The sequence below is a fragment of the Luteibacter sp. NPDC031894 genome, assembly GCF_050273135.1.
Classification (GTDB): domain Bacteria; phylum Pseudomonadota; class Gammaproteobacteria; order Xanthomonadales; family Rhodanobacteraceae; genus Luteibacter.
Map to the genome: position 1 here is coordinate 97326 of NZ_JBNNMV010000003.1, position 21952 is coordinate 119277.

Annotated in this window: 24 protein-coding genes; 16 read left to right on the forward strand and 8 right to left on the reverse strand. The window is 68.4% G+C overall.

Annotated elements, in window-relative coordinates:
* The first annotated feature begins 64 nt into the window (after positions 1-64).
* From ACQKIE_RS10345 to ACQKIE_RS10380, 8 genes are read left to right on the forward strand one after another with little or no spacing between them, the layout of a single operon-like run.
* The gene (locus tag ACQKIE_RS10345; protein ID WP_427458678.1) at positions 65-706 is read left to right on the forward strand and encodes a riboflavin synthase; all 642 of its coding nucleotides are present in this window, start codon (positions 65-67) and stop codon (positions 704-706) included.
* Positions 707-720: 14 nt separating this feature from the next.
* Positions 721-1812 carry a 3,4-dihydroxy-2-butanone-4-phosphate synthase gene (ribB, locus tag ACQKIE_RS10350; protein WP_427458680.1) on the forward strand — a complete coding sequence of 364 codons (1092 nt, stop codon included), beginning with the start codon at positions 721-723 and terminating at the stop codon, positions 1810-1812.
* Positions 1809-2756 carry a muramoyltetrapeptide carboxypeptidase gene (ldcA, locus tag ACQKIE_RS10355; protein ID WP_427458682.1) on the forward strand — a complete coding sequence of 316 codons (948 nt, stop codon included), beginning with the start codon at positions 1809-1811 and terminating at the stop codon, positions 2754-2756. The genes ribB and ldcA overlap by 4 nt, the downstream gene beginning before the upstream one ends.
* 46 nt (positions 2757-2802) lie before the next feature.
* Positions 2803-3270, forward strand: coding sequence for a 6,7-dimethyl-8-ribityllumazine synthase (gene ribH / locus ACQKIE_RS10360; protein WP_427458684.1), 468 nt, complete (start codon positions 2803-2805; stop codon positions 3268-3270).
* The gene (gene nusB, locus ACQKIE_RS10365) at positions 3267-3716 is read left to right on the forward strand and encodes a transcription antitermination factor NusB (protein WP_427458686.1); all 450 of its coding nucleotides are present in this window, start codon (positions 3267-3269) and stop codon (positions 3714-3716) included. Before ribH ends, nusB begins: the two co-directional genes overlap by 4 nt.
* 44 nt (positions 3717-3760) lie before the next feature.
* Positions 3761-4714 (forward strand): thiamine-phosphate kinase, encoded by a 954-nt coding sequence (thiL, locus tag ACQKIE_RS10370; RefSeq protein WP_427458688.1) that lies wholly within the window; start codon positions 3761-3763, stop codon positions 4712-4714.
* The gene (locus ACQKIE_RS10375) at positions 4711-5211 is read left to right on the forward strand and encodes a phosphatidylglycerophosphatase A family protein (RefSeq protein WP_427458690.1); all 501 of its coding nucleotides are present in this window, start codon (positions 4711-4713) and stop codon (positions 5209-5211) included. The genes thiL and ACQKIE_RS10375 overlap by 4 nt, the downstream gene beginning before the upstream one ends.
* Positions 5212-5216: 5 nt before the next feature.
* Positions 5217-6185 (forward strand): potassium channel beta subunit family protein, encoded by a 969-nt coding sequence (locus ACQKIE_RS10380; RefSeq protein ID WP_427458692.1) that lies wholly within the window; start codon positions 5217-5219, stop codon positions 6183-6185.
* Positions 6186-6202: 17 nt separating this feature from the next.
* Here ACQKIE_RS10380 and ACQKIE_RS10385 read toward each other — a convergent pair whose 3' ends face one another.
* A complete protein-coding gene (locus ACQKIE_RS10385; RefSeq protein ID WP_427458694.1) occupies positions 6203-6937 on the reverse strand; it encodes a 16S rRNA (uracil(1498)-N(3))-methyltransferase in 735 nt (244 codons plus the stop codon).
* Positions 6938-7020: 83 nt separating this feature from the next.
* Between ACQKIE_RS10385 and ACQKIE_RS10390 the strand changes: the two genes are divergently transcribed.
* Positions 7021-7647: a 2-hydroxychromene-2-carboxylate isomerase gene (locus tag ACQKIE_RS10390; protein ID WP_427458696.1), complete on the forward strand. Its 627-nt coding sequence runs from the start codon at positions 7021-7023 to the stop codon at positions 7645-7647.
* Here ACQKIE_RS10390 and ACQKIE_RS10395 read toward each other — a convergent pair.
* Positions 7644-9014, reverse strand: a complete 1371-nt coding sequence (locus tag ACQKIE_RS10395; protein WP_427458698.1) for an adenosylmethionine--8-amino-7-oxononanoate transaminase — start codon at positions 9012-9014, stop codon at positions 7644-7646. The two genes, ACQKIE_RS10390 and ACQKIE_RS10395, sit on opposite strands and share 4 nt — an antisense overlap.
* Positions 9015-9052: 38 nt before the next feature.
* On the opposite strand from ACQKIE_RS10395, the gene gspN reads away from it, so the two are divergent.
* The 5 genes from gspN to mazG are packed head-to-tail and all read left to right on the forward strand — an operon-like array spanning position 9053 to position 12768.
* On the forward strand, positions 9053-9826 hold the full coding sequence (gspN, locus tag ACQKIE_RS10400) for a type II secretion system protein N (protein WP_427458700.1): 774 nt from the start codon (positions 9053-9055) through the stop codon (positions 9824-9826).
* Positions 9823-10611 (forward strand): inositol monophosphatase family protein, encoded by a 789-nt coding sequence (locus ACQKIE_RS10405; protein ID WP_427458702.1) that lies wholly within the window; start codon positions 9823-9825, stop codon positions 10609-10611. The genes gspN and ACQKIE_RS10405 overlap by 4 nt, the downstream gene beginning before the upstream one ends.
* A complete protein-coding gene (gene nudE, locus ACQKIE_RS10410) occupies positions 10608-11165 on the forward strand; it encodes an ADP compounds hydrolase NudE (protein ID WP_427458704.1) in 558 nt (185 codons plus the stop codon). Before ACQKIE_RS10405 ends, nudE begins: the two co-directional genes overlap by 4 nt.
* Positions 11162-11980, forward strand: coding sequence for a 3'(2'),5'-bisphosphate nucleotidase CysQ (gene cysQ / locus ACQKIE_RS10415; protein ID WP_427458706.1), 819 nt, complete (start codon positions 11162-11164; stop codon positions 11978-11980). Before nudE ends, cysQ begins: the two co-directional genes overlap by 4 nt.
* Positions 11977-12768: a nucleoside triphosphate pyrophosphohydrolase gene (gene mazG, locus ACQKIE_RS10420; RefSeq protein ID WP_427458708.1), complete on the forward strand. Its 792-nt coding sequence runs from the start codon at positions 11977-11979 to the stop codon at positions 12766-12768. Before cysQ ends, mazG begins: the two co-directional genes overlap by 4 nt.
* A gap of 102 nt (positions 12769-12870) precedes the next feature.
* On the opposite strand, the gene ACQKIE_RS10425 is transcribed toward mazG, so the two are convergent.
* A complete protein-coding gene (locus ACQKIE_RS10425; protein ID WP_427458710.1) occupies positions 12871-13389 on the reverse strand; it encodes a hypothetical protein in 519 nt (172 codons plus the stop codon).
* A gap of 169 nt (positions 13390-13558) precedes the next feature.
* Here ACQKIE_RS10425 and ACQKIE_RS10430 point away from each other — a divergent pair, with 169 nt between their 5' ends.
* Positions 13559-14335: a GIN domain-containing protein gene (locus ACQKIE_RS10430; protein ID WP_427458712.1), complete on the forward strand. Its 777-nt coding sequence runs from the start codon at positions 13559-13561 to the stop codon at positions 14333-14335.
* Between the two features lie 51 nt (positions 14336-14386).
* The gene (locus ACQKIE_RS10435; protein WP_427458714.1) at positions 14387-15490 is read left to right on the forward strand and encodes an SLC13 family permease; all 1104 of its coding nucleotides are present in this window, start codon (positions 14387-14389) and stop codon (positions 15488-15490) included.
* 32 nt (positions 15491-15522) lie between these two features.
* On the opposite strand, the gene ACQKIE_RS10440 is transcribed toward ACQKIE_RS10435, so the two are convergent.
* The 5 genes from ACQKIE_RS10440 to ACQKIE_RS10460 all read right to left on the reverse strand — a co-directional run bounded on the left by ACQKIE_RS10440 (position 15523) and on the right by ACQKIE_RS10460 (position 21881).
* A complete protein-coding gene (locus tag ACQKIE_RS10440) occupies positions 15523-16806 on the reverse strand; it encodes a polyhydroxyalkanoate depolymerase (protein ID WP_427458716.1) in 1284 nt (427 codons plus the stop codon).
* 81 nt (positions 16807-16887) lie between these two features.
* Positions 16888-17652 (reverse strand): class I SAM-dependent methyltransferase, encoded by a 765-nt coding sequence (locus ACQKIE_RS10445; RefSeq protein ID WP_427458718.1) that lies wholly within the window; start codon positions 17650-17652, stop codon positions 16888-16890.
* 25 nt (positions 17653-17677) lie between these two features.
* Positions 17678-19954 (reverse strand): molybdopterin cofactor-binding domain-containing protein, encoded by a 2277-nt coding sequence (locus tag ACQKIE_RS10450; protein ID WP_427458720.1) that lies wholly within the window; start codon positions 19952-19954, stop codon positions 17678-17680.
* Complete coding sequence (locus ACQKIE_RS10455) at positions 19951-20502, reverse strand: (2Fe-2S)-binding protein (protein ID WP_427458722.1); 552 nt, start codon at positions 20500-20502, stop codon at positions 19951-19953. The genes ACQKIE_RS10450 and ACQKIE_RS10455 overlap by 4 nt, the downstream gene beginning before the upstream one ends.
* Before the next feature lie 65 nt (positions 20503-20567).
* Entirely contained in the window at positions 20568-21881 is a 1314-nt protein-coding gene (locus tag ACQKIE_RS10460) for an APC family permease (protein WP_427458724.1), read from the reverse strand.
* Between the last annotated feature and the right edge of the window lie 71 nt (positions 21882-21952).

The following is a 21952-nucleotide window of genomic DNA, read 5'->3' on the forward strand; positions in this document are numbered from 1 at the left end:
CCACCGCGGGAAACGACCATGAAAAACCAGCACCACACGGCGTCCGGCCAGGGAGGCCACTGACATGTTCACCGGCATCATTCAGTCCGTCGGGCGCATCGCGCGGCTCGAACCGCGTGGCGGCGATGTCCGCCTCACCGTCGATACCGCGGGCCTCGACATGGCCGACGTCGCCCTTGGCGACAGCATCGCCGTCTCCGGCGTGTGCCTTACCGTGATCGACTTCGACACCGCCAGCTTCGCCGCCGACGTGTCGAATGAGACCCTCTCCCACACGACCCTCGGCAAACACAAGCCGGGCGATCCCGTGAACCTCGAGAAGGCGTTGCGCCTGGCGGATCGCCTGGGCGGCCACCTCGTCTCCGGCCACGTGGACGGCACGGGCAAGGTCGTTTCCGTCGTGCCCGACGGCCGCTCGCTGCGCTGGACCTTCGAGGTGCCTGCCAGCCTGGCCCGATACATCGCGCACAAGGGGTCGATCTGCATCGACGGCACCAGCCTCACGGTCAATGAGGTCGAGGGTCATCGCTTCGGGGTGAACCTTATCCCGCACACGGTGGAACACACGGCATTCTCGGCGCGCCGGCCCGGCGACGCCGTGAACATCGAGGTGGACGTCGTCGCGCGCTATGTCGAACGCCTCCTTGCCAGCGGCGACAGTCCGCGCCTCGACGAGGCGTTCCTGAAGCAGCACGGTTTCGCCTGAGAGGACGCGGGAACATGCCATTCAACACCATTCCCGAGATCCTCGAGGACCTGCGCAACGGGCGCATGGTCGTGATCCTCGATGACGAAGACCGCGAGAACGAAGGCGACATCGTCATGGCCGCCGAGAAGGTGCGGCCCGAGGACGTGAACTTCATGGTCCGCGAGGCGCGCGGCCTGCTCTGCCTCACGCTGACCGAGCAGCGCACGCGCCAGCTCGGCCTGAAGCCCATGGTCAGCGACAACAATTCGCCCTACCACACCAACTTCACCGTCTCGATCGAGGCGGCGGAAGGCGTCACGACCGGCATTTCCGCCCACGACCGTGCACGCACCGTCCAGGTGGCCGTGGCGAAGAACGCCGGCCCGGGCGACATCACGATGCCCGGCCATGTCTTCCCGCTCACCGCGCAGCCCGGCGGCGTCCTGACCCGCGCCGGCCACACGGAGGCCGGCTGCGATCTCGCCGCCCTCGCAGGCCTCGAGCCGTCCTCGGTGCTGATCGAGATCCTGCACGACGACGGCTCCATGGCCCGCCGCCCCGAGCTGGAGGTGTTCGCGGCAAAGCACGGGCTGAAGATCGGAACCATCGCCGACCTCATCCGTTACCGCATGGAAACGGAGAAGACGGTGACGCGCGTCCACGAGGAAGACGTGGTCACCGAATTCGGTCGCTACCGCCTCGTGGCGTTCCGCGATGCGATCCGCAATGGCCTGCACTTCGCACTCGTCCGCGGCGACGTGGCCGATGGCGAACCGGTGCTGACGCGGGTCCACGTGCGGAACACGCTTTCCGACGTGCTCCACCTGCGCCGCGACGACCTGGGCCAGACCGTGACCGACGCGCTCCGCCGGATCGACGCCGAGGATCGCGGTGTCCTGCTGGTGCTGTCAGGCGAGGACACGCCCGACGCCCTGCTGGCCCGTCTCAAGCGCGACGCGCTGCCGATGCCGGCACCGAAGGATGACCAGGAATGGCGCCAACTCGGGCTGGGCGCGCAGATCCTCGCCGACCTGGGCGTGACCCGCCTGCGCGTGCTGGGCACGCCGCGCAAGTTCGTCGGTATCGCCGGTTTCGGCCTCGAGGTGGTGGAACAGGCAGGATGACGGCGCAACGCATGCACCCCGGTTACAACATCCGCCTGATCGCCCCTTCCGGTTACCCGCACGCCCCCGAAGCGATGCAGCGCGGCATCGCGCGGCTGGAAGGGGCGGGACATCGCGTGAGCGGCAAGGACGTGCTCGACCGCCGCGAACTGCGCTTCGCCGGCACGGACGCCGAGCGGGCAGCCGACATCAATGCGCTCGCCGATGCATCGCGCCCGCTGCCGGACATCGCGCTGGCGATCCGCGGCGGATATGGCGCGCACCCGATCCTGCCGATGCTCGATTACGCCGGTCTCGAAGTGCGCTTGCGCCATGCTCCCGTGGCGCTCGTCGGGCATAGCGACTTCACCGCCGTGCAATGCGCGCTATACGCGAAAAGCGGCATCGTGACCTACGGCGGGCCGATGCTCGGCGCCGACTTCGGTGCCGCCGAACTGGACCCGCTCACCTGGGAGCACTTCTGGAACACGCTCGGCCACGATGACGGCCATGCCGAATGGGCCGCGCCGGAAACCCCGGCACTGGCCCTCGAAGGCACCCTCTGGGGCGGCAACCTCGCCATCCTCGCCGGACTCGTGGGCTCGCCGTATTTCCCTCGCATCGAGGGTGGGCTGCTCTTCGTGGAGGACGTCGCCGAACCGCCGTACCGGGTGGAGCGCATGCTCTACCACTTGCTCCATGCGGGCGTGCTGGGGCGCCAGAAGGCGCTCATCGTGGGCGACTTCACCGGATATCGCATGTCCGCCTATGACAACGGCTACGAGGTGGGCGTTGCCCTGGACCGCATCGCCGCTGCCGCGGGCATCCCCCTGGTGCGCGGGCTGCCGTTCGGCCACGGGCCGGCCAAGTTCACCCTGCCGTTCGGCGCCGCCGCCCGCCTCGCGGTGGCGGACGGCCATGCCACGCTTCGCTTCAACGGCCACCCCCGGCCGAAAACCCCGTAAAATGTCCGGTCGCGCGGCGGCCGATCCGCCACAGGACTTTCCGAGCATGAAGATCATCGAAGGCGATTTCGCCACTCCCAAGGGCTGCTTCGCCATCGTCGCGGGCCGCTTCAACGCATTCGTCGTCGAGGCGCTGGTCCAGGGCGCGCGCGACACGCTGGTTCGTCACGGCGTGAAGGACGACGGGATCGACCTGATCCGCGTTCCCGGTGCTTGGGAAATCCCGCAGGCGGCACACAAGCTCGCCGCCTCCGGCGGCTATGCCGCCGTCATCGGGCTGGGCGCGGTCATCCGCGGGTCGACACCGCATTTTGACTATGTCGCGGGAGAGGCCGCCAAGGGCCTCGGTCAGGCGGCCTACGCCTCCGGCGTGCCGGTGTGCTTCGGCGTCCTCACGACCGACAGCATCGAGCAGGCGATCGAGCGCTCGGGCACCAAGGCCGGCAACAAGGGCGCCGACGCTGCCATGGTGGCCATCGAGATGGTCAACCTCTACGCGAAGCTCGACCGATGAACGCCACGCCTCCGCACGGTATCGACCTCGCCGCGCGCTCGCGCGCCCGCCGCCGCGCCTTGCAGGCGCTGTACGCGTGGCAGGTGGGCGGCAGCAAGATGACCAGCGTCATCGATCAGTTCCGCCACGAGCAGGACATGGAAGTGGCCGACCTCGAGTACTTCGAGGACATCCTGCGCGGGGTCGAAAAGCATGTGAAGGAACTCGACGATGGCATCAAGCCGTTCGTCGACCGCGACGTGGCGCAGATCGATCCGATCGAGCGCGCCGCGTTGCGCATGGGCGCGTACGAACTGAAGTACCGCCCGGACGTGCCTTACCGCGTCGTCATCAACGAGGCGGTGGAAGCCACCAAGCGGTTCGGCGCGGACCACGGGCACAGCTATGTGAACGGCGTGCTCGACAAACTCGCGACACATTGGCGTACGTCCGAAAAGCGATCCTAGCGCGCTTCCAACAGTCCACCAGGCTCGCTCCTGAAGGGAAACGCATGGAATTCGACCTGATCGAACGGATCCGCCGGCACACCGAGGTCAATCGCGACGACGTCATCGAAGGCATCGGCGACGATGCCGCGGTGGTCGCCGTCCCCGCGGGTCGTGAACTCGCCATCGCGGTGGACACGCTCGTCGAAGGCGTGCATTTCCCAGCGGGCACCGCGCCCGCCGATATCGGCTGGAAAGCCCTCGCGGTCAATCTCTCCGACCTTGCCGCGATGGGCGCCACGCCGGCCTGGGCCCTGCTCGCGCTCACGACGCCTGACGGCGACGAGGCCTTCTTCGACGGGCTCGCGCGCGGTTTCGCGGAACTCGCCACGCCGTACCGGCTCGCGCTCATTGGCGGGGACACCACGCGCGGCCCGTTGACGGTGACGGTGGCCGTGCACGGCTTCAGCGCCCCTGGTGAAGCCTTGTTGCGTTCGGGTGCGCGGGTGGGCGATGTCGTGATGGTCACCGGGACACTGGGCGACGCCGCCGCCGGTCTCCGTTGCCTCGACGAACCCGACGCCTCGGTCTATGCGGCGCTGGTGGAGCGCCTCCATCGCCCCACGCCCCGCGTATCGGCGGGGCAGGCGCTGCGGGGCATCGCGACGGCCTGTATCGACGTCTCCGATGGCCTCGTCGCCGACCTCGGCCATATCTGCGCGGCGAGCGGCGTCGGCGCCGACATCGACGCGGCGATGCTGCCGCGGTCCTCCGCGTTGCTCACTCATTTCGCCGAGGCCGACGCGCTGGATTTCGCGCTGGCGGGTGGCGACGACTACGAACTGTGCTTCACCGTTCCCGCCGACCGCGCGGGCGAGGTCGGCGCGACGCTCGCCCGCCTCGGCTGTGGCGCGACTCGCGTGGGCCGCATCGTCGAGGGCGCGGGCGTGCGCGTCCTCGATGCGCATGGGCAGGTCTACGAGACGGCACGCGCAGGCTGGAACCACTTCGCCGCATGAGCACGAAATACGTCCTCGACCCCGCCGACCGGCGCCGGCTGCTCGCCTCGCCGGCAGGCTGGCTGGCGTGTGGCCTCGGCTCCGGACTGGCACCGAAAGCCCAAGGCACGTTCGGGTCGCTCGCGGCGCTGTTGCCGTGGCTGCTGCTGCGCGATCTCTCCGTGCCGGCGTGGGTCGCCATCATCGTCGTCGCCTTCGCGGTGGGCGTCTGGGCGTGCGAAGTGGCCGGGCGCATCCTCGGCGTCGCCGACCATCGCAGCATCGTCTGGGACGAGTTCGTCGGCCAGTGGATCGCCTTGCTGCCCGCGTTGCTGGCACCGTGGTGGGCGGTGCTCGGCGGCTTCGTTCTGTTCCGGCTGTTCGACGTCTGGAAGCCCTGGCCGATCGGGTGGTTCGACCGCCGGGTGAAAGGCGGCCTGGGCGTCATGCTGGACGATGTCATCGCCGGACTCTTCGCGGCCGTCGTCCTCTTCCTGATCCTCCACGTCTCCAGGTGATTCCCATGGAATACCGCCGCCTTGGCTCGACCGGCCTGAAGGTCTCCGCACTTTCCTACGGTGCCTGGGTCACCTTCGGACGCCAGGTCGGGCGTAGCGCGGCCCGCGAGTTGATCGCGCTCGCGTATGACCGCGGGATCAATTTCTTCGACAACGCCGAGACATACAACGCCGGCGACGCCGAGCGCCTGATGGGCGACGTCATCGCCGACCTGCGCCTGCCGCGCGACGCGTACTGCGTCTCGAGCAAGGTGTACTTCGGCGCAACGGAACACCCGCGTCCGACCCAGCGCGGCCTCTCGCGCAAGCACGTCTTCGACGCCTGTCACCAGGCGCTGGAGCGTCTGCGCGTCGATTACCTCGACATGTATTTCTGCCACCGGCCGGATCCCGAGACGCCTGTGGAAGAGACGGTCCTGGCGATGGACACGCTGGTGCGCCAGGGCAAGGTGCTCTACTGGGGCACGAGCGAATGGGATGCGGGATCGATCGAGGAAGCGCACCGCGTCGCCCGAGAGCGCAACTTGGTCGCCCCGTCGATGGAGCAGCCGCAGTACAACCTGCTGCATCGCGAACGCGTGGAGCAGGAATACGCGTCGCTGTACGAGCGCTACGGCATGGGCACCACGATCTGGTCCCCCCTGGCGTCGGGGTTGCTCACCGGCAAGTACAACAACGGCGTGCCGGAGGATTCGCGGCTCGGTCACCCCGACTACGCGTGGCTGCGCGACGCCTTGCTGGAAAACGACGGCGAACGGCTCAAGCGCGTCCGCGCGCTGGCGCCGATCGCCGACGAGCTGGGCATCCCGATGTCGCGAATGGCGTTGGCGTGGTGCCTCAAGAACCCCAACGTCTCGACGGTGATCCTTGGCGCAAGCAAGGTCGCGCAGCTGGAGGAAAACCTGAAAGCCCTCGATGCCGTGCCGTTGCTGGACGATGGTGTGATGCGGCGGATCGCGACCGCCCTCTCGTAGGAGCGCAGGGCCTGCTCCTAGAGGTCGCCGTACAGGGCCTGCAGCGCCGCGATGGCGGCAAGTCCCGCGGTTTCCGTGCGCAGGATGCGGGGCCCGAGCCTCAGCCCGGTGAATCCCCTCGCCTCGAGCGCTGCGCGATCGCGCGAACCGAATCCTCCCTCCGGGCCGATCGCGAGGATCGCGGTATCCGCGACTGCCAGTTCGCTCGGTCGCTTCGTGCCTTCCGGTAGAAGCGCGAGGCGCATCGGCCCGCCATCGCCCAACGACGCCAGCCACGCCGAGAGCGAAACGGCAGGCTCGATCGCCGGCACGCGCGCCCGCCCGGACTGTTCGCACGCGCTCGCCGCCACGGCGCGCCAGTGCGCAAGGCGCTTCTCGGCGCGCGCGGCGTCGAGCTTCACCTCCGACCGCTCGGTCGTCAGGGGAACGATGCGCGCAATGCCCAGTTCGGTCGCCTTCTGGACGATGAGGTCCATCTTCTCGCCACGTGCCACGCCCTGCGCGAGGGTGAGCGCCAGCGGTGATTCGTTGCCGGGCGAACGGCCGGACCCGACCGCCGCGACGACCTCCCGCTTGCCCACGCTGACCAGGGTGGCGTCGTATTCCATCCCGTCCTCACCCGAGAACAGCACCACCGGCGCGCCGGCTTCCAGCCGCAGCACACGAGCCACGTGTTCCCCGGCCTGGGCGGGCAGGACGATATCGCTGCCGCTGGCGAGCGGGGAGTCGACGTGGATGCGGATGGTGCGCATGGATGTGCCTCGTGTCACGGAACATGCATTGTAGCGATCCGCCGGGGCCGCTATCGTCCGCAGGGTCACCGAGGAGCCGCCGCATGCCGATCGCCTGGTACTTCGATTTCGTCTCGATGTTCTCCTGGCTGCAATGGCCGTCGATACGCGCACTGGCAGCGCAGCGCGAGGTGTCGTTGCGGCCCATGCTGTTCGGCGCCTTGCTGAAGCAGATGGAGCAGCGCGGTCCCGCGGAGATCCCCCGGAAGCGGGAATTCAGTTACCGATATGCGCAATGGCGCGCCCGCGAGGCAGGCATCCCTCTTCGCTTCCCGCCCTCGCATCCCTTCAATCCGCTACCCGCGCTGCGCCTCTGCATCGCGGCGGGCACGACGGTGGACGCGGTCGGCGCGATCTTCGAATGGATATGGGCGCACGGGCGCGCCGCCGACACGGCGGAAGCGCTGGAGCCGCTGGCGGTGTCCTTGGGTATCGTCGATGTCCGCGCCGCGCTGGGCACGCCCGAGGTCAAGGCGGCGTTGCAGGCGAACTTCGAGCAGGCGATGCGTCAGCAGGTGTTCGGCGTGCCGACGCTGGCGATCGGCGACGAGCTGTTCTGGGGCTCTGACGCGCACGCGTTCGCGATGGATTTCCTCGTCCATCCGGACCTGTTCGCGGAGGGCGAGATGGCTAGGCTCGGCGCCTTGCCCGTTGGTATTTCCCGCTTCTAGGCGACGGCTTTTTCGATACCCGCGACCGCCGTGTCGACCATGAAGTCGATCTCCGCTTCGGTCACCACGTACGGCGGCATGAAGTACACGATGTTGCCGAGGGGCCGCAGCAAGGCACCCGTTTCGAGGCCATGCCGATAGACGCGCAGGCCGCGCCGGTCCGCGGCCGGGAAGGGCGTGCGGCGTGCCTTGTCCGCGACCAGTTCGATGGCGGCGATCATCCCCGTCTGGCGCACGTCGGCCACGTGCGGATGATCGACCAGCGGTGCGATGCGCGCGGCCATGTGCGCGGCGAGTACTCGATTGCGCTCGAGCACGGGATCGTCGCGGAAGATCTTCAGTGTCGCCGTGGCGGCGCGGCAGGCGAGGGGATTGCCGGTATAGCTGTGCGAGTGCAGGAACGCCTTGCCCGAGGCGTATTCCGCATAGAACGCCGCATAGACATCTTGCGTGGTGAGCACCGCTGAGAGCGGGAGGAAGCCGCCCGTGAGCCCCTTCGAGAGACACATGAAGTCCGGCGAGATACCGGCCTGCTCGCAGGCGAACATCGTGCCGGTGCGGCCGAAGCCGACGGCGATCTCGTCCGCGATCAGGTGGACCTGGAATGCGTCGCAGAGCGCGCGCAGTCCCGAGAGGTAGGACGGATCGTACATGCGCATGCCACCGGCACACTGCACCAACGGCTCGACGATCACGGCGCAGGTTTCGTGCGCATGGCGCTCGAGGATCGCGCGCATCTCCCCGAGGCGCCGGTTCGCGACCTCTTTCGGCGACTCACCGGGTTCGCCTTCGTAAGCGTCGGGAGACGGCGCGAGTTCGGGCGTGAGCAGCAGCGGTGCGTACGTCTTGCGGTACAGCGCCACGTCGCTGACGGAGAGCGCGCCGAGGGTTTCGCCGTGGTAGCTGCCCGTCAGCGCAATGAACCGCGTCTTCTCGCCGTGGCCGCGGTTGAGCCAGTAATGGAAGCTCATTTTCAGCGCGACCTCGATCGCGGCCGAGCCGTTGTCGGCGAGGAAGACGCGTTCCAGTCCGGGGGGCGTGATGCGGACGAGTTCCTCGGCCAGCTCAAGCGCCGGTGCGTGCGTGAAGCCGGCGAAGATCACGTGCTCCAGTGTGTCGAGCTGGTCTTTCAGGGCCGCCCCGATCCGTGGCTCGGCGTGGCCGAACAGGTTCGTCCACCAGGAGCTGACGGCGTCGAGGTAGCGTTTGCCGTCGGCACCGACCAGCCACGCCCCTTCACCGCGTACGACGGGTACCATGGGCAAGGTTTCGTGGTCGTGCATCTGCGTGCACGGATGCCAGAGGATGGCGAGGTCGCGGGCGACCAGCGTGTCGACTGCCGTGGTGGCAAAAAGGGCATCGGTCATCCGCCCATGATATCCGCCCCTGGGAATGAGGTGATGGTTTGAAGTGGTTTCGTTGGATCGCCCTTGCCCTGGCCGTGCTGGTCGCCGCCGCGGGCCTGTTCTACTGGTTCCTGCCGGCATCGGTGGCGGTGCCCGTCCTTGCCCGGCGCGCGCATGGCCTCGTGCTGGAAGACCTCTCGGGCACCTTGTGGAACGGCCGCGCCGGTCGTGTCGCGCTGGCCGATGGCCGTGAGCTGGGCACCGCCACATGGCGGCTCGGTCGTGACGCGATCCTGGGCCGGGCAAACCTCGACCTCCATCTCGATGGCCGCGCGGGGCGCTTCGATGGCCACCTGGAGCGCGGCGCCGACGATCGCACCACCTGGACGGGCGTGGACTTCCGCCTCGACGCCGTGGCGCTGGTGGGTCTGGGCCTTCCGCCGGACCTCGTGCCCAGCGGCGTCGTGGAAGGGCGCATCCCGCGGGCCGAACTGCAGGGTAACTGGCCGCTCGTCCTCGACGCGGACATCGCCTGGCGCAAGGCCGCGCTGCGCACGCCCGAGGGCTACATCGCGCTGGGGGGCCTGGGCCTGAAGGCGGCCAGCATCGGGGGCGTGCTGCGCGCCACGCTGGGCGACGACGGGCAAGGGTCCCTCGCGGTGCACGCCGTGCTCGCCGCCTCGCCGCTCGGCTGGCGCATGGAGGGCAGGCTTGCGCCGCGCCTCTCCGATAGCGCGCTCTCGCACCTCATCGCTCGTTTCGGCCCGGTGGGGCGCGACGGGTCCGTCAACCTTCAGCGCAAGGCGGGGCTCGCGCCCTCGATCACGCCATGACCGATATCCTCGACAAGGCCCTGGGTGCCGCGCGCGACGCGGCCGGCGCGGCCGCGGAGATCATCCTGCACTACTGGCGCGCCGGCGTGGACGTGATCGTGAAAGGCGACGATACCCCGGTCACCGTCGCGGATCGCGAGGCGGAGCTCGCGATCCGCGGCATCCTCGCCCAGGCCTTGCCCGAGGCCGGTATCTACGGTGAGGAATACGGCGCCGACGACACCACCCGCGAATACCTGTGGCTCGTGGACCCGCTCGACGGCACCAAGAGCTTCGTCCGTCGCACACCGTTTTTCTCCACGCAGATTGCCCTCATGCATCGCGGGGAACTCGTGCTCGGCGTGTCCTCCGCGCCGGTCTACGACGAGCGCATGTGGGCCGTGCGTGGACGCGGCGCCTTCCTCGATGGCGAACCGGTGCGCGTGGCGTCGACCACGGCGATGCGCGACGCGTCGATCTCCCTGGGCAACGTGAAGAGCCTCACCACGGACGCGCGCTGGCACACGCTGGGCGGGATGATCCGCGACAGCAATCGCATCCGCGGCTACGGCGACTTCTGCCATTACCACCTGCTCGCGCGGGGCGGGCTCGACCTCGTGATCGAGTCCGACGTGAACATCCTCGACGTGGCCGCGCTCGCCGTCATCGTACGAGAGGCGGGGGGCGTGTTCACCGACCTCGAGGGGCATGCACCGGGCCTCGACACGCGTGGCGTGCTAGCCGGTACACCGGCCATCCACGCCGAGGCGCTCGCCCGCCTCGGCGGCGCTACAATCGACCGATGAACAAACGTCCCACGATCCTGGCGACACGTGATGCGCCCGACAGCCCCCTCCGGCGCGCGGAAGAGGTGGACCTGGAGTTCTCCAACGGTGAGCGCCGCACCTACCAGCGGCTGAAGGGCAGCGGTTTCGGCGCCGTGCTGATCGTCGCGATGCGCGACCCGGAAACGGTGCTCCTCGTGCGCGAGTACGGCGTGGGCGTGGACCGTTACGAACTTGGCGTACCCAAGGGTCGACTCGATCGTGACGAGACCACGGAACAGGGCGCGAACCGCGAACTCAAGGAAGAGGTCGGCTACGGTGCGCGGAAATTGAAGATCCTCGGCACGCTGTCGCTTTCCCCTTCGTACATGACCCACCTCGCGCACGTGGTCCTCGCGGAGGACCTCTACCCGGAACGCCTCCAGGGCGACGAGCCGGAAGAGCTGGAAGTGGTGCCCTGGCGGATGGACAAGCTGCACGAGCTGCTGGCGCGCGACGACGTCACCGAAGGTCGCTCCATCGCGGCGCTCTTCATGGCCCGCGAGTACCTCGCCGGCCGCTTCCGCCCGGCATGAAGGCCCCGCCCGGCCACTGGCTCGACCCCGTCTGCGCCATCGCGCGGCGCGCGGCCGAAGCGATCCTCGCGGTGTACGCACAGGACTTCGAAGTCGTGTGCAAGGACGACGACTCGCCCGTGACGGCGGCGGACCTCGCGGCCCAGCGCGTGATCGAGGAAGGCCTGCGCGCACTGGCGCCAGGCATTCCGGTGATCTCCGAAGAGGCGCTCGCGGCGCCGTGGGCGGAGCGGCGGACGTGGCGCCGCCACTGGCTCGTCGATCCACTCGACGGCACCCGTGAATTCGTGAAGCGTAACGGCGAGTTCACCGTGAACATCGCCCTCATCGAAGACCACCGCAGCGTACTCGGCGTCGTGCTCGCACCGGTCACCGGCGACCTCTACGCGGCAGCGGCCGGCGAAGGCGCATGGCGCCAGAGGGCACCCGACGCGGCGCGCGAGCGGATCGGCACGCGGCGCGCTGACGGCCTGCTGATGGTGACGGGCAGCCGCTCCTACGGCACAGGACGCACGATGGCCCTGCTCGACCGCCTCGGTGAACACGAGACCTTCGCCCTGGGTTCGTCGCTGAAATTCTGCGTGATCGCCCGCGGCGAGGCGGATATCTACCTGCGGCTCGGGGCGACGTCGGAGTGGGACACGGCGGCGGCGCAATGCGTGCTGGAGGAAGCCGGCGGCGCGGTGCTCGACCTCGCCGGGCGCCCCTTCCGCTACAACACCCGCGATTCGCTCATCAATCCCGAATTCATCGCCTGCGGCGACACGACGATCGACTGGCCCGCGCGGCTGATCGACCCGGAGGACGGCGCGTGACGCGACACGTCGAGGAACTCCTCGCCATCATGGCGCGGCTGCGCGACCCCGACTCCGGTTGTCCCTGGGACGTAAGGCAAAGCTTCGCCACGATCGCGCCGTACACGATCGAGGAAGCCTATGAAGTCGCCGACGCCATCGATCGCGGAGACATGCACGACCTGCGCGACGAGCTGGGCGACCTCTTGCTGCAGGTGGTGTTCCACGCGCGCATGGCGGAGGAGGCGGGAGCGTTCGCGTTTGGCGATGTCGTGGCGTCGATCTGCGACAAGATGCTGCGCCGCCATCCGCATGTCTTCGCGGACGTGACGCATGCCAGCGATGCCGAGCGCTCCCGCGATTGGGATCGCCTGAAGGCCGATGAGCGGGCCGCCAAAGGCTCGGCGGACACCAGTGCCCTGGCCGGCATCTCGCGCGGGCTGCCGGAGTGGCAGCGTGCCGTGAAGTTGCAGAAGCGGGCCGCCAACGTCGGCTTCGATTGGCCGGATCATCGTCCGGTGCTCGACAAGCTCGCGGAGGAGCTCGAGGAAGTGAGGCACGAGTTCGAGCACGGTGCCGACGAGGACCGCCTCGCCGACGAGATCGGTGACGTGTTGTTTGTCGCGGCGAACCTGGCGCGCCACGCGAAGGTGGATGTCTCGCGCGCGCTGCGCGGGGCGAACGCGAAATTCGAACGACGCTTCCGCGCGATGGAAGCCGTTGCCGCGTCGGAAGGACGCGACTTGTCGTCGTATTCGCTCGAAGAGCAAGAAGCCCTGTGGACGCGCGTGAAGCGCGAGGGGATCTGAATCGCCGACAGGGTCGGCTCCCACCGAATTACCGCACAGACGCATACTGCGCCGGCTTGGTGGGAGCGGACCCTGTCCGCGATGGGTGCTTGCGGTAAGGCCTTACTTGTTCACAGCCGCGCGCTGCTGCATGCGCTGCTTGAACGCTTCCATCTCCTGGTGCCGCTTCTGGTCCTGCGCCAGGCTCTCGTCGAGGCTCTTGCGCAACGTGGCGATGGCGGCATCCACGTTCTGCGGCTGCATCTGCGCGCGGGCCAGGTGGCGGTACGCGTAGTCGCGGACCATCGGGTTCTGCGACTTGGCGAGGACCTCGTTGTACAGCGCCGGCAGTTCCTTCGCCCGTCCATTCATCACGTACACGCGCTCGAGGGCGCGCAGGTCGCCGATGACGCCGGCGTTGCGCATGCCGCCGCGGCCATGCTGGCCCCAGCCGCCGTGCTGACCGTGGCCGTGGTCGCGATCGCCGCGGTTCCACTTCATGCCCTGATGGTCATGGGCCTGGTTGGACTGGGCCGCCGGGGCGGTGGGGGTCTTGGGCGAGGCATCCTGCGCGAACGCGAAGGCGGCCGAGCCGGCGAGGAGGAGGGAAGCGGCACTGGCGAGGAGGGTCTTGCGTTGCATAGGGTTGTCTCCGGTTGGGTGTTGCACGGGGAAAAACGTGCCGGCCCGGCGACGGTTGACGGGCCCGTTGCCATCCGGTCAGCTTCGCGTGAAGACGCGGCCCTGCAACCTTTTGCCTCCGGGCCGCATCCATGAACGGTCCATCGCATCCATACGAAGGGAAGACTCCATGCGCAAACTGATCCTTGCCTCGCTGTTCCTGCTACCCGCGGTCGCCATGGCCGACGACGCCCAGTGCAAGTTCCACGCGGACCGTAACCTCGATCTCGACCTCCGCGGCGTCCACGACATCCGCTTCATCACGAATTCCTACGACCTGCTCGTGTCCGGCGGTGCCTCCGCCGACAAGGGCACGGTGCGGGGCAAGGCCTGCGCGTCGGAACAGGAGACCGTCGACAATCTCGTCGTCACCCAGGAACGCGATGGCGGCACGCTCGTCGTGGAGCTGAAGGACAAGCGCGAACACGGCTGGTTCGGCGGCTTCGGCAACCATTACAGTGACCTCAAGGTGGAAGCCACCATTCCCGCCACCCTCCCGGTGAAACTCGATGTCGGGTCCGGCGACGCCAAGGTGCGCAACGTCGCGTCGCTCGACGCCGCGGTTGGCTCCGGCGACCTCGAGGCCCATGACGTCAAGGGCGCGGTGCGTGGCACGGTCGGCTCGGGCGACTTCAAGCTCGAGGATACCGGCGACGTGGATATCGATTCCGTCGGTTCCGGCGACTTCGGCGCGAAGCGTGCCGGCCGCGTCCATATCGGAACGATCGGCTCGGGCGACGCCTCGGTTCGCGACGCCCAGGGCAACGTGCAGGTGGGGACGATCGGGTCGGGCGACCTCAACGTGGAAAACGTCCGCGGCGACCTCACCGTGCGCACGGTTGGCAGCGGCGACGTCAACCATCGCGGCGTCTCCGGCAAGGTCGACGTCCCGCGCGACGACGACTAAAAAAACCTGTAGGAGCCGCTATGATCCCGCCACCATCGGCGGGATTTTTTCATGACCTGGTTGCCCGAATCGCTGCGCCAGTTGCGCCGCGATATCTTGTTCCTCGTGCTGCTCGGCATGGCGATCCTGTTCGCGATCGCCGCGCCGTCGCGCGTAGCGGGATGGCTCGACCTGGTCGACTGGCCGACCATCGCCGCGTTGACCGGTTTGCTCGTGCTGACGAAGGCGGTGGAAACCAGCGGTGCACTGGACGTTGCCGGTCGCTGGCTGATCGACCGTACGTCCACGCGACGCGTCGCCGCGCTCGGGCTCGTCGCGTCCACGGCGCTGCTCTCCATGCTCCTGACGAACGACGTGGCGCTGTTCGTCGTCGTGCCGTTGACCCTGCGCATGTGCCGCATCGCGCGCATGCCGGCGACGCGGATCGTCGTATTCGAGGCGCTGGCGGTGAACGCGGGCTCGATGCTCACGCCGATCGGCAACCCGCAGAACCTTTTCCTCTGGCAGCAATGGAATAACGGCTTCGGCGATTTCGTCTGGGCGATGCTGCCGCTTTCCGCGGCTGTGCTGGGCCTGTTGCTCGTGCTCACCGCGCTCGCGTTCCCCGGGACGTCGCTGGAAGTCCACGAGCGTGTCGACGAAAACGTCGACCGCACGATGCTCATCGTCGCCGCCGTACTGTATGCGCCCTTCCTCGTTCTCACCGACCTGCGCCACGTTGGTTATGCCTTGCTGGGCGTGCTGGTCGTGTTCCTCGCCTTGCGCCGGCGCATCGTCGCGGCGATCGACTGGGGGCTGCTGCTCACCTTCGTACTGATGTTCATCGACCTGCGCCTGCTGGCGGGGCTGGGCGCGGTTAAAGACTTCGTCGCGGGGCTGGGCCTGCACCAGGCGTCGCATCTTTACGCTACCGCTGCGCTCGCCTCGCAGGCCGTGAGCAACGTGCCGGCGGCCATCCTGCTGGCGGAGTATTCACACGATTGGCGGAGCATCGCCTTCGGCGTGAGCGTGGGCGGGTTCGGCTTCGTCCTGGGATCGCTGGCCAACCTCATCGCATTGCGACTGCTCGGCGAGCGCGGCGCCTGGGGCACGTTCCACCTGTGGTCCGTGCCGTTTTTCGCGGTGGTCGGCCTCGTGGGCTGGTTGCTGTTGTAGGAGCCGCTATAGCGGCTCCTACATAAGACAAGTCACGCCTTGCGCGTGCCCTGCGCACCCGTGTTGCTGTTGCCCTTGTCGAACGCCTTGATGAAATCGCGGACCTCGGGATACACGACGTCGCGCCAGCGGCGGCCGCTGAAGATGCCGTAATGGCCCGCGCCCTCCACCGTGACGTGCTTGCGGCGCTTCTTCGCGATGCCCTTGCACAGCCCGTGGGCGGCCTCGGTCTGGCCCAGGCCGGAGATGTCGTCGAGTTCGCCCTCGATGGTGAGCAGGGCGGTGTCCTTGATCTTCGCGGGGCGCACCAGTTCGCCATGGACTTCCCAGGTGCCCTTCGGCAGGCGGTGCTCCTGGAAGACGGTTTCGATCGTGTCGAGGTAGTACTCGGCCGGCATGTCCAGCACGGCGTTGTACTCGTCGTAGAACTTGCGATGCGCGTCGGCGTCGTCGAGGTCGCCCTTGCGCAGGTTCTCGTAGAAGTCCCAGTGCGACATGACGTGGCGGCTCGGATTCATCGCGATGAAGCCCGCGTGCTGGAGGAAGCCCGGATACACGTCGCGCCCCGCGCCCGGATACTGGTAGGGCACCTTGTGGATGAGCTGGTTGCGGAACCAGGACAGCGGTCGCGTCGTCGCGAGGTTGTCGACGCTGGTCGGGCTCTTGCGCGTGTCGATCGGACCACCCATCAGCGTCAGCGTGGCCGGCGTGGACTCCCCGCGTGCCGCCATGAGCGACACCGCCGCGAGCACCGGCACGGTCGGCTGGCAGACCGACACGACGTGCGCGCGATGCACGCCAACGTGGCGGATGAAATCCTCGATATAGGTGACGTAGTCCGCCAACGAGAACGACCCTTCGTCCAGCGGAACCATGCGCGCGTCGACCCAGTCGGTGATGTACACCTTGTGGTCGCGCAGCAGCGTGCGCACGGTGTCGCGCAGCAGGGTGGAGTGGTGGCCGGATAGCGGCGCGACCACGAGCACGGCGGGGTCGTGCTTCATGCGGTCGACGGTGGCCTGGTCGTCGGAGAAGCGCTTGAAGCGCTTCAGCGTGCAGAACGGCTTGGCCATGGCGACCTGCTCGACGATCGCCACGTCGTGCCCATGGGCGTGCACGGTATGGATGTCGAACTCGGGCTTCTCGTAGGCCTTGCCGAGGCGAAACATCAGCTCGCATCCAGCCGCAGCTCTGTCAGCCCCCGGCACCCGGGCGAACGGGCTGGCGATGTCCCCGAACATCTTCGCCCCCGCTTCGGCCCAGTAGGACAGCGGGCTGAGCATCGAGCGTTGCCATTCGTGCATGAGGTAGAGCATGCCGCTGCATCCGGGACGAGGAGGTGGCGCATCATAACCAGTTGCAGCGCGCCATGTGTAAAGCCACTGTTTTTGCTCGATTTAAATCCCGGTCTTGCGGCAGACCAGCAGAACTTCGTCCACGCCCGGGCCGGGCGCGAAGCCGGGCGTGAAGGCCAGCGCCTTCTGGAAACGCACGCCCAGTGGCATGAAGACGCGGTTGTACCACCACATCGCCCGAGCCCTGTGGTGGGTCAGGAAGTACTGGCCCAGGTCCAGCAGCCTGGACGACTTGGGCTGCATGCCGTAGACGGCACTGCGCTCGATGGTGAACCCATGGCGGGCGAGCAGGGCCCGTATGGCCTCCGGCTCATAGCGCCGGTAATGGCCCACGAAATCGTCGAAGGGCGTCCAGGCGTCGGGATGCAGGGGCACCGAGATCAGCAGCCGCGCGCCGGGCTCCGCCACGCGTGCCAGTTCGCCCAGGGCGCCTTCGTCGTCCACGACGTGTTCGAGGATGTCGAAGGCGCAGACGAAGTCGAACCTGGCGTCGCGGAACGGCAGGGCGCCGATCATCGCGTTCGCCACCCGCGCTCCGTGCCGGCCCAGTTCGGCGAGGGCGGGGCGACTGAGGTCGACGAACTGGGTGTCCGCCAGGGGCAGGCGCGGGCGCAGTCCCGGCGCCACTTCGAGCCGGCGCGTGGTCTCGGCGACCAGCTCCGATACAAGGGGCCAGGTATTGAAACGATCCGGCGCGAACAGCTTCGCTTCCGACCACAGGGCGTCGTAAAAGCGCTTGTTGCTGCCGATGAGGTCGGCGTCGGTCCGCGGTGCCGGCGGGTCCGAGGTGAACGATGCGATGGTCATGCGATACCTCGGGGTGGGAAACGGACTAGCGCAACCGCGCCAGCTCACGCAGCAGGGGAAGGCGCCGCACGCGCACCGCGGTGGCACGGAAGACCGCGTTCGCGAGCGCCGGTGCGGCCGACGGCACGGCAACCACGCTGGCGCCCGCGGGCGCCGCCGTGGACGGCACGATCAGCGTTTCAACCTCATAAGGGAGGGGCCGGGTCGCGGCGAGCGGATAGTCGCGGAAGCCGGTCTGCTGCACCTTACCGTCCTTCACCGTGATGGCGAGGTTGAGGGCGGTGGAAAGCGCGTCCATCGTGGCGCCCTGCAACTGCGCCTCGAGACCCAGCGGGTTGATGGCGCGGCCGACGTCGGCGACGCAGACCACCCGATGGATGTCGATGCCATCGGTCGTGGGAGCCACCTCGATCGCGTGCGCGACATACGCGCCGAATACGTAGGCGCAGGCGATCCCGAGGCCGTTCTCGCTGCGCAACCAGCGGCTCCAGTCCAGCTTCTCCGCCGCGAGCTTCAGCACGTTGGCCAGGCGCGCCGTATCGATCGGGCCGCCGCGACCGCCGTAGGGCAGCTGGCGCGGATCGCCCAGCAGGGCGAGGCGGAAATCGAGGGGATTCGCCTTGACCGCATGCGCGAGTTCGTCGATGAAGCTCTCGCTGGCGAACGTTGGCGTGACGTGGGGCGAGCCACGCCATTCGCCACGGGCGAGCCGCGACGACAGCGGATACCAGTCGCTGCGGAAGTTCGGCACGAGGCCGGCCGGCAGGGCGTCGGCCACGAGCTCGGACTGCCACAGTCGATCATCCGGCGTTCCGCGGCCGGCCAGCGAAGAAGGGCTCGCCATGCGCTGGTGCCAGCCGACGATCTGCTTCTTGCGATCGAGCGACGCGTTCAGCCGGTGCACGGCCAGCGGCCGGTAGTAGTCGCGGGCGAGGTCGTCGTCACGCGTCCAGAGCACCTTCACCGGCCGGTTGCGGATCTCGTCCGGCTTCTTCGCCAGCGCGATCGCCATCGCCTCCGCGACGTAATCGGATTCCAGGCGACGGCCGAAACCGCCGCCGCCACGCGGCACCTGGATGTCGATCTGGTCCGGCCGGAAGCCCGTCATGCGTTGCACGACCGTGTAGACCTGGCGCGGCGACTGCGTGGCCGCGACCACGGTGACGCTGGTGCCGGGATCCAGGCGGACGACGCAGTTTGGCGTTTCCGCCGTCGCATGGGCCACCCAGGGCTGGAAATACGTCGCCTCGAGCGCCCGCGCCGCCTTCTTGCGCGTCGCGGCGATGTCGCCGTCGTTGCGCACGGTGGCAGGCACGACGGTTTCGTCGTCGAACGCCTGGACCGCCTGCTGTTCGAGTGCGGAGGCGGCGGGCTCGGGGTTCGCGTCCGGCTTCCAGGTGGCCTGCAGCGCAGCGCGCCCGCGCAGCGCCGACCAGGTGTCGCGTGCCAGCACGGCGATAGCCGGTGCCTGCGCCGTCATGCCGGGGGGCTGGTTCGCTTCCGGCGCGATGTCGATGACGGCGTAGACGCCCGTCACTTTCCCGGCCGCGTCCCGGTCGGCCGTGTCCAGCGCGCCGCCCGGATAATGGCAGCGCGCGAGGACCGCGATCACGTTGTCCCCGATGTTCTCGTCGAAGGCATAACGCAGCGTGCCGGTGACGACACCACGCGCGTCGACATCGCCGGCGGGCTGGCCGACGAGACCGTAGCGATCGGGCGCCTTGAGGGGTGGTGCGGTGGCAGGGGCGTCGATGCCGGCGGCGGTCGATGCCAGGTCGGCATAGGAAATACGCCGGCCGTCGCTGGCGATGACCATGCCGTTCTCGCCGCGCAGCCTTTCCGCGGGGACGCCGAGGCGTCGTGCGGCGGCCTGCAGCAGCAGCCAGCGCCCCAGTGCGCCGGCTTGGCGCAGGTCGGCCCATGCGGCGGGAATGCTGGTGGCATCGCCGCTGCGCTGGCGGCCATAGGTGAACTTCGGCTCGCCATTGCCCATGCTGACGCCCAGGCCGAGCGGTTCCACGACCACGCGGGTCCAGTCGGCGTCGAGTTCCTCGGCGATGATCCGGGCCAGGGAGGTGGACGTGCCTTCGCCATTGTCCGGATCGCGCACGCCGATGAAGATGCGCCCGTCGGCGGCGATGCGAAGGTACGGACCGACTTGAGTCCAGGCATCGCCGAGCAGGCCGAGCGGCGGCGGGCGATCGACCGCGCCGACCGTGCCGACGCCGATGACCAGGCCGCCCGCGGCGCCAGCGGCGTACTTCAGGAAACGGCGTCGGGAAAGGCGGACCTCGCCGCTCATGCCTTGCCGTCCTTCATGGTGCCGGCGGCGCGCTTGATCGCCTTGCGGATGCGGCCGTAGCTGCCACAGCGGCAGAGGTTGCCGATCTTATCGATGTCCGCGTCGGAAGGATTCTTCTGCCGGGAAAGGAGATCCACCGCGGCCATGATCTGGCCGGGCTGGCAGTAGCCGCACATGATCGCGTCCTCGTCGATCCAGGCCTGTTGCACGGGATGCAGCGTGCCGTCGTCGGCGGCGAGGCCCTCGACGGTGGTGACGCGTTTGCCGCGCATCTTTTCCATCTTCGTCTGGCAGGCCGGCACGGCCTTGCCGTCGACGATCACCGTGCAGAAACCGCAATCGCCCTGGTCGCAGCCGTACTTGGCGCCGGTGAGGCGCAGTACGTCGCGCAGGTACCACAGCAGGGGCATGGCTTCGTCGCCGGTGTGACGATAGCGCTTGCCGTTGACGATGACGTCGATCCCTTCGCGTACCGGCGCGGGCGTGGGCTGGTTGGCCCCTTGCCGGGGCGGAACGGGAACGGGCGACGTCGGGCCTTGCTGTGCCATCTGCTTTCCACAGTGTCTCTGGGTATCCCCGGCATTGTGGCATCCAGGCCGGGGATCAGCGAGCCTCAGGGTGTCCCTGGCCTGAACAGGCGTCGCCACACGGCGTAGACGGGGAGGCCGGCGAACACGACGAGGCAGACCACGCCGGCGCTCAGCGGCTTGTCCCACGCATAGGCCGCGACCACGGCGATGACCGTGGCGAGGAAGGCCAGTGGCAGCAGCGGGTAGGCCGGCGTGACAAAGGCCGGGCGCGTCGTCGCGTGGCGGCGATACCAGAAGAGGGTGGCGATGGTGACGGCATACGCGGCCCAGTCGCCGAACGTGGCGAAATCGAGCAGTTGTCCGTAGTTCGCGGCCAGGACGAGCACGATCGCCCACAGCGACAACGCCATCAGGGCGATGTTCGGCGTGCGGTAGCGAGGGTGCAGTTTCGCCACGCTGGCGAAGAACAGGCCGTCCTCGCCCATCACCTGGAGCACGCGCGCCCCGGCGACCAGGGTGATGTTGCAGAAGCCGAGGGTCGAGATCGCGATGCCGATGGCGATGATCTTCGCGCCCGTGTCGCCGAACACGCGGCTCATGACGTCCGCCGCCGGCGCCTTGCTGGCCGCGAGCCCGTCGTGGCCGAGCACGGCGAGGTAGGCGTAGTTGGTGAGCACGTAGGCGGCAATCACCACGAGCATCCCGAGGACCAGGGCACGTGGCAGCGTGCGCTGCGGATCGCGCACCTCGCCGGCGAGGTTGTTGAGGTAGCTGAAGCCGGAGAACGCGAACAGCACGGGGAGCAAGGCGCCGGCCAGGCCGCCGACGGCCTGGCTCGGACTTGGCGCCAGTGCCTGCGTCGTGCCCGCTCCCGCGAAGGCGAGGCCGGTGACCACGAGCACCGCGATGGCGGTGAGCTTGAGGATCGCGAAGACGTTCTGCACCTGGGCGCCGAAGCGGATGCCGAACAGGTTGAGCCCGGTGACGAACACCAGGGCTCCCACGGCGAGCGGCTTCACCAGCGTCGGCGAAAGGCCGAAGACGGAGGTGGCATAGCTGCCGAAGATCGTGGCGACGGCGGCGCTGCTGCCGCTGTAGATCACCAGCAACATCGTCCAGCCGAACAGGAAGCCGGCCAGGCGCCCGAACGCCTCGCGCAGGTAGACGTAGCTGCCGCCCGCCTCGGGCCGCCGCGCGCCCAGTTCCGCGTAGCAGAGGCAGCCGATGAGGGTGAGCAGGCCGCCCCCCACCCAGAGCGACAGGAGCACCACCCCGGAGTCGGTGCGCTGCGCGGCGATGCCCGGATTGAGGAAGATGCCCCCACCGATGATGCCGCCGACGACGATGAGCGCGGCGTCCATGAGGGTGAGGCGTCGCGCGTAGCCTGGGTTTTCCATGAGCGGTCGCAGTGGCGGCAAAGGATGCAGTTTGCCTTTTTCCCATTGCGGCGCAACACTTTCCTGATTGT